4 protein-coding genes are annotated in these 6,717 nt (G+C 70.1%); 3 read left to right on the top strand and 1 reads right to left on the bottom strand.

The genetic code is table 11. From position 1 onward, the window contains the following. The 3 genes from D7X74_RS07515 to D7X74_RS07505 form a co-directional block, all read left to right on the top strand. On the top strand, window positions 1-1,256 hold a 1,256-nt coding region (locus D7X74_RS07515; RefSeq protein ID WP_147446493.1), incomplete at its 5' end, for a TolC family protein. Continuing rightward, window positions 1,253-2,461, top strand: a complete 1,209-nt coding sequence (locus D7X74_RS07510) for an efflux RND transporter periplasmic adaptor subunit (protein WP_370450724.1) — start codon at window positions 1,253-1,255, stop codon at window positions 2,459-2,461. The genes D7X74_RS07515 and D7X74_RS07510, both read left to right, overlap by 4 nt. A gap of 25 nt (window positions 2,462-2,486) precedes the next feature. Then, window positions 2,487-5,627, top strand: coding sequence for an efflux RND transporter permease subunit (locus D7X74_RS07505; RefSeq protein ID WP_120532238.1), 3,141 nt, complete (start codon window positions 2,487-2,489; stop codon window positions 5,625-5,627). Between the two features lie 87 nt (window positions 5,628-5,714). Here the strand turns inward: D7X74_RS07505 and D7X74_RS07500 are convergent, their stop codons facing one another. Continuing rightward, on the bottom strand, window positions 5,715-6,698 hold the full coding sequence (locus D7X74_RS07500; RefSeq protein ID WP_233602007.1) for a hypothetical protein: 984 nt from the start codon (window positions 6,696-6,698) through the stop codon (window positions 5,715-5,717). Between the last annotated feature and the right edge of the window lie 19 nt (window positions 6,699-6,717).

Genomic DNA, 6,717 nt, shown 5'->3' with positions numbered 1-6,717 from the left:
AGCAGGTGAAGACGTGGGACGAAGCCCTCACGCTGGTGCGCCAGCGCTCCACGGACCTGCGCAACGCCGAGGCGGGCGTGGAGCGCGCCCAGGGCCGGTGGCGCCAGTCGCTGTCGCTGCTGCTGCCCAACGCGCGGGCCTCCGCGGGCGTGGGGTTCGATGTGCTCCATCCGGACAGCCCCTCCGCCCCCGGCGGCGGTGTGGTGGGTGGAGGTACGACGGGAGGCGCGGGCACCAAGGTCCCCAGCGCGCCCCTGGGCACGCTGTCCGTGTCGCTCACCCAGTCCGTGGTGGATGTAGGCGCATGGCGGGGCCTGTCGTCAGCGCAGGCATCAGAGCTGTCGTCGGTGGCCAGCCTGAAGGACACGCAGCGCCGGCTCACCCAGGGGCTGGCGCAGGTGCTGGTGGCCACGGTGGCCGCCGAGCGCGCCGCGGAGATCAACCGGGTGGGCCTGCGTCAGGCGCTGGAGCGTCAGGCCCTCACCCAGCGCTCCTTCGAGCTGGGCGCGGGCACGCAGCTGGACGTGGTGCGGGTGGGCCAGGACGTGGCGCTGGCGCGGCAGTCGCTGGTGGCCGGTGATGAACAGCTGCGCCGCACGCGCGAGTCGCTGGGCCTGTCGCTGGGCACGGACCACGGCGTGGGCGTCAACCCGGACTTCAACCTGTCCGGGCTGGTGGAGCAGACGCGCCGGGACTGCTCTCCCCTTCAGGACCTGGGCGCCCGGGCCGACCTGCAGGCCGCGAAGTCCAACGTGGACGCGGCCCGGGACAGCCGGCGGCAGGCTTCCGCGGGCTATCTGCCCACGGTGGGGGTGAGCAGCACGCTCTTGGGCCTCACCACGGATCCCGGCTTCGGCCGCTTCGCCCTGTGGAATGTGTCCGCGGTGCTGTCCGTCCCCCTCTGGGAAGGCGGCCTTCGCGGCGGCCTCGTCCGGGAGCGCGCGGGCGTGGAGGAGCAGGCCGCGCAGCAGTTGGAGGCCGCGCGCCGCAGCGTGGGCGTGGAGGTTTCTCGCGCACGGCGTGGAGTGGAAGTGTCCGAGGCGCTGTTGAAGACGGCGGCCGAGTCCCTCGACCTGGCGGACCGGACCGACCGGCTCACCCGGCGGGCCTTTGAGGTGGGACGCGGTGGCAGTTTGGAGCTGGTGCAGAGCGGAGCCGCCCTCCGCCAGGCCCAGCTCGCTTTGGTTTTGAGGGAATTCGAGCTCGTCCAGGCCCGCCTGGATGCGTTCCTCACGGAGGCCCGGTGCGACTGGTGACGAGGGTGCGCCCCCTGAAGGCGCTGTTGACGAAGACGCTGTTTGGCGCGGCCCTGGTGGCCGGCGCGGCCGGGTGCTCGGGCAAGACGGAAGTGAAGACCGCCCCCCCGCCGCGCGAGGTGCAGGTCGTGGCGCTGGCGCCGCACGAGGTGCGCGACACCGGGGAGTACCTGGGTTCGCTCCTGTCGCGGCAGAGCGTCACCGTGCTGCCGCAGGTGGCCGGCTACGTGAGGAAGATCCACGTGAGGCCCGGCCAGAAGGTGGAGGCGGGCACGCCGCTGGTGGAGGTGGACGCGCGCCAGGAGACCGCGGCGCTGGACAGCGCCCAGGCCCAGCAGAGCTCCTCCGCGGTGGACCTGGAGCTGGCGCGCCGCACCCTGGCGCGCACCGAATCCCTCAACAAGGAAGGCCTCGCGAGCGTGCAGGAGCTGGAGCGCGCCCAGGCGGCCGTGAAGGCCGCGGAGGCCGCCCAGCGCGCGGCCGGCGCGACGGTGGCCCAGCGCCAGGTGCAGCTGCAGTTCCATGTCGTTCGCGCGCCGTTCGCGGGCACCATGGGGGACGTGCTGGTGCGCGTGGGTGACTTCGTGGGCGCGACCACGACGCTCACCACGGTGGCCCAGGCGGACGCGCTGGAGGTCAGCGTGTCGGTGCCGGCCTTCCGCGCCCGTTCGCTCAAGCCGGACACCGTGCTGGAGCTGTTGGATCAGCAGGGCAAGCTCATCCTCTCCAGCACCGTCTTCTACGTGGCGCCGCAGACGGACCCCCGCACGCAGCTGGTGGAGGTGAAGGCCGCCTTCCGCAACACCGTGGGCCTGCGCCCCAGCGAGCTGCTGCGCGCGCGGCTGGTGTACTCCACGCGTGACGCGCTCCAGATTCCGGCGCTCGCGGTGGTGCGCCAGAGCGGGCAGCCCTTCGCGATGGTGGTGGAGAAGAAGGACGGCAAGACGCTGGTGGAGCGCCGCCCGGTGTCGCTGGGCACGCTGGGCGACATGTCCTACGTGGTGGAGGGCGGCCTGAAGCAGGGCGACCTCGTCGCGGTGTCCTCGCTGCACATGCTGAAGGACGGCATGGCCGTGATTCCCAAGCAGGTCAGCGCCCCCAACGAACCCGCGCAGGCGCCGGGCACGGCGCGCGCGGACGAAGTCCCCACCCGTGCCATGGCGCCCCGGCCCGCGGCGGGCGGCACCACCGGCGGCAGCCGCTAGGCGTTTCGAGAGAGGGCGTCACCCCGTGTTCGTCGACTTCTTCATCCGCAGGCCCGTCTTCGCCATCGTCTGCTCCATCATCCTGACGCTGGTGGGGCTCATCGCCATCCCCACGCTTCCCATCGCGCAGTACCCGGATCTGGCGCCGCCGCAGGTGACGGTCACCAGCACCTACGTCGGCGCGAGCGCCGAGGTGGTGGAGGCCGCCGTCACCATCCCGTTGGAGCAGGAGCTCAACGGCGTGGAGGACATGCGCTACATCACCTCCACCAGCAGCAACGACGGCACCAGCACCATCACCGTCACCTTCGCGCCCACGCGCAACATCGAGGTCGCGGCCGTGGACGTGCAGAACCGCGTCAGCCGCGCCGCCGCGCGTCTGCCCGCGCAGGTGAACCAGACGGGCATCGTGGTGAACAAGGCCTCCAGCCAGATGCTGCTGACGGTGGGCCTGTCCAGCCCGGACAACCGCTACGACGCGAAGTTCCTGTCCAACTACGCGGACGTGAACCTCAAGGACGCCATCAAACGCGTGCGCGGCGTGGGCGAGGTGCGCATCTTCGGCGAGCGCAAGTTCTCCATGCGCCTGTGGTTGGACCCCACGGAGCTGGCCCGCCGCCAGCTCACGCCCCAGGACGTGGTGAGAGCCCTCCAGGAGCAGAACCTCCAGGTGGCCGCGGGCCAGGTGGGCCAGCCGCCCTCCAGCGACGAGCAGCCGTATCAGATCGCCGTGCGCGCCCGGGGCCGCCTGATTGAGCCGGAGGAGTTCGGCGACATCGTCCTCATGCGCAACACGGACGGCCGCGCCGTCACCGTGAAGGACGTGGGCCGCGTGGAATTGGGTGCGGAGAACTACGCCACGCTCCTGCGCTTCAACGGCCGCACCGGCGTGGGCATGGCCATCTTCCAGTTGCCCACCGCCAACGCGCTGGACGTGCGCGACGGCGTCATCAAGGAGTTGGATCGGCTGTCGCAGGCGTTCCCGCCGGGCCTGGAGTACCGCACCGGCACGGACACCACGCTGGCCGTGCGCGCCTCCGTCAACGAGGTGGTGCACACGCTCATCGAGGCCATCGCGCTCGTCATCCTGGTCATCTTCTTGTTCCTGCACGGGTGGAGGAGCGTGCTGATCACGGCGCTCACCCTGCCCGTCTCGCTGGTTGGCACGTTCGCGTTCGTCTACCTGATGGGCTTCTCCATCAACACGCTGACGCTGTTCGGCCTGACACTGGCCACGGGCCTCGTCGTGGACGACGCCATCGTGGTCATCGAGAACATCGAACGGTTGATGGCGGAGAAGGGCCTGTCGCCGATGCAGGCGGCGCGCGAGGGCATGAAGGAGGTGGCCGGCGCGGTGGTGGCCATCTCCGTGGTGCTGGTGGCGGTGTTCATCCCGGTGGCCCTCTTCCCGGGCACCACGGGCTCCATCTACCGCCAGTTCGCGCTCACCATCGCCGCGTCGGTGGCCCTGTCCACCTTCTGCGCGCTGACGCTGACGCCCGCGCTGTCCGCGCGGCTGCTCAAGCACCACCACGGGGAAAAGTGGGTCTTCTTCCGCAAGGTGGACCAGGTGCTGGACTGGACGCGCGACACCTACGGCAAGGGGCTGCGCAAGCTGCTGGGCTACCCGCTGCTGGTGCTGGTGGCGTTCCTCGCCTGCATCGGCGCCACGGTGATGCTCTTCCGCGCGGCGCCCACGGGCTTCATCCCGGACGAGGACCAGGGCTACGTCATCATCTCCGTGCAGGGTCCGGAGGGCATGTCGCTTGCGCAGACGGAGAAGGTGCTCCAGGAGACGGAGGCCGTGCTCAAGGCCCAGCCGGAGGTGAACGTGATGTTCGCCATCGGTGGCTTCTCCCCCAACGGCAACGGGTCCAACTACGCCACGGTGTTCACGGCGCTGAAGCCCTGGGAGGAGCGCAAGGGCAAGGACCAGTCGGTGGCCGCGCTGGTGGAGCGGCTGCGCGGCCCGCTGGGCAAGATTGGCAGCGCGCGCGTCATCCCCTTCCAGCCCCCGGCCATCCGAGGCGTGGGCAGCGTGGGCGGCTTCCAGTTCATCGTGGAGGACGTCGCCGGCAGCCACTCGCTGGAGGAGCTGGCCAACGCCACGCAGGAGATGGTGCAGAAGGGCAACGAGGAGGGCCGCCTGAGAGGCGTCTTCACCCCGTTCAACGCCAACACGCCCATCCTCGACGTGGAGGTGGACCGCCAGAAGGCCAAGGCGCTGGGCGTGCCCATTGAGCAGATCTTCGGCGTGATGCAGCTCTACATGGGCAGCCAGTACGTCAACGACTTCAACTACGCGAGCCGCACGTACCGCGTCTATGTCCAGGCCGAGCAGCAGTTCCGCGACAGCCCGTCGGACATCGGCTCGTTCTACGCGCGCACCGAAACCGGGGACATGATTCCGCTGGAGTCGCTGGTGAAGGTGACGCCCATCGTCTCCGCGCAGGTCATCAAGCACTACAACCTGTTCCGCTCCGTGGAGATCAACGGCCAGGGCGCCCCCGGCGTGTCGTCCGGTCAGGCGCTGGAGGCCATGGAGAGCGTGGCCAACCAGGTGCTGCCGCAGGGCATGGCCTCCGAGTGGACGGGCATCAGCCTGGAGCAGAAGGAGTCCGGCGGGCAGACGATGATCATCTTCGGCCTGGGCATCCTCTTCGTGTTCCTGGTGCTGGCGGCGCAGTACGAGAGCTTCAGCCTCCCGTTCGTCATCATCCTGTCGGTGCCCCTGGCCATCATGGGCGCGCTGGGGTTGCAGGTGGCGCGCGGCTTCGCCAACGACGTGTTCTGTCAGGTGGGCCTGGTGATGCTGGTGGGCCTGTCCTCCAAGAACGCCATCCTCATCGTGGAGTTCGCGGAGCAGCTGCGCGAGCAGGGCAAGAGCTCCCTGGAGGCGGTGGTGACGGCGGCGGAGGTGCGGCTGCGGCCCATCCTGATGACGTCCATCGCGTTCCTCCTGGGCGTCGTGCCGCTGATGACGGCGTCGGGCGCGGGCGCGGCGGCGCGCAACTCGCTGGGCACCGCGGTGTTCGGCGGCATGCTGGTGTCCACCATCGTCAACCTCATCTTCATCCCCGGCCTCTACGTGCTGATGCAGAAGCTGCGGGGCGACGCGAAGCGGTCCAGCGAAGTGGAAGCCCTGCCGGCGGCCCACGCGCCCTGAGCTGACAGCGCCTGAAACAGCAAACCGCCCTCCCCTCCCGACGTGGAGAGGAGGGCGGTTTCGTTTTCAGCGTGCTGGGGCGCGCCTTCAGATTTCGTGCGCGGTCTGCTCGTACACGAGGACGTGGCGGGAGACGGGCAGGAGGATGATGTTGAGCGTGCGCCAGTTATCGCCGTTGGGGCCGGTGCTGAACTCGCGGAAGTAGCTCTTCACCTGCGCGTTCGCACCCAGCTCGCCGTAGGTGTCGAGGATGGCCGGGTGCAGCGGCTGGAACTGCCCGTACATCCGGGACTGGAAGGCCGCGTACGTGGAGGTGACCGGGGCCGTGTCGGAGCGGTAGCCCCGGTACTCGCTCTTCGCGAGCACCGCCGCCGCGGCGGAGTCCAGGGACGCGGGCGTCGAGTACGGCCACGCGAAGTCATAGCGGTCCAGGAAGGAGTACATGTCCTCGCGGTACGCATTGCCCCCGTTGAGCAGCGCCTGGAGGTTCCCCTCCAGGGGGAACTGCGCCAGCGTCACCGGGGCGTTGGTCGGCGCCGGGGTGGGATTCGCCACGCACGCGCCGCCCACGCAGGCGGCCTGGAGGCGGTACTGCTTGCCCAGGCCGTTGCTCCAGCCCACCACCACCAGGTACTCGCCCGCCGCGTCGAAGGTCGCGAGCGGAATCTTGCTCAGCTCGCCGTAGCCGGAGTCGTCGTCCTCGAAGAGCGGGCGGTAGCCGTAGCCGTACTGCGTCTTGGGCCCGTACACGAACAGGCCGGTGTCCACGCCCACGCCGGTGCCCAGGTGCGTCACCTCCAGCGCCACCTGCGTGTGCGCCGCGACGGTGAGCGTGTAGGCCTCATAGTTCGCCGACGTGCCGGTGTTCGACGCCACCGCGCTGCCCACGGCGAGCGGGCCCCGGACGGACATGAAGGAGTCGAACGGCGTGGGCGGAGCCGGCACCAGCGACTGCGTCGCCGTCGTCACCGTGTCGCCGGCCTCGGGGGCCGGGGTCTGCTCCGGCGGGCCACCACAGGCGCCCAGGAGGCCCGCCGCGGACATCCACAGCATCGCGCTACGCACTGCCATTCCACGCTTCATCGCTTCC

Origin of the sequence: Corallococcus sp. CA047B, from assembly GCF_003612065.1 — a bacterium.
Lineage (GTDB): Bacteria > Myxococcota > Myxococcia > Myxococcales > Myxococcaceae > Corallococcus > Corallococcus praedator.
The sequence above is the reverse complement of the archived record's forward strand: the minus strand, read 5'-3'. Positions and strand labels throughout refer to the sequence as shown.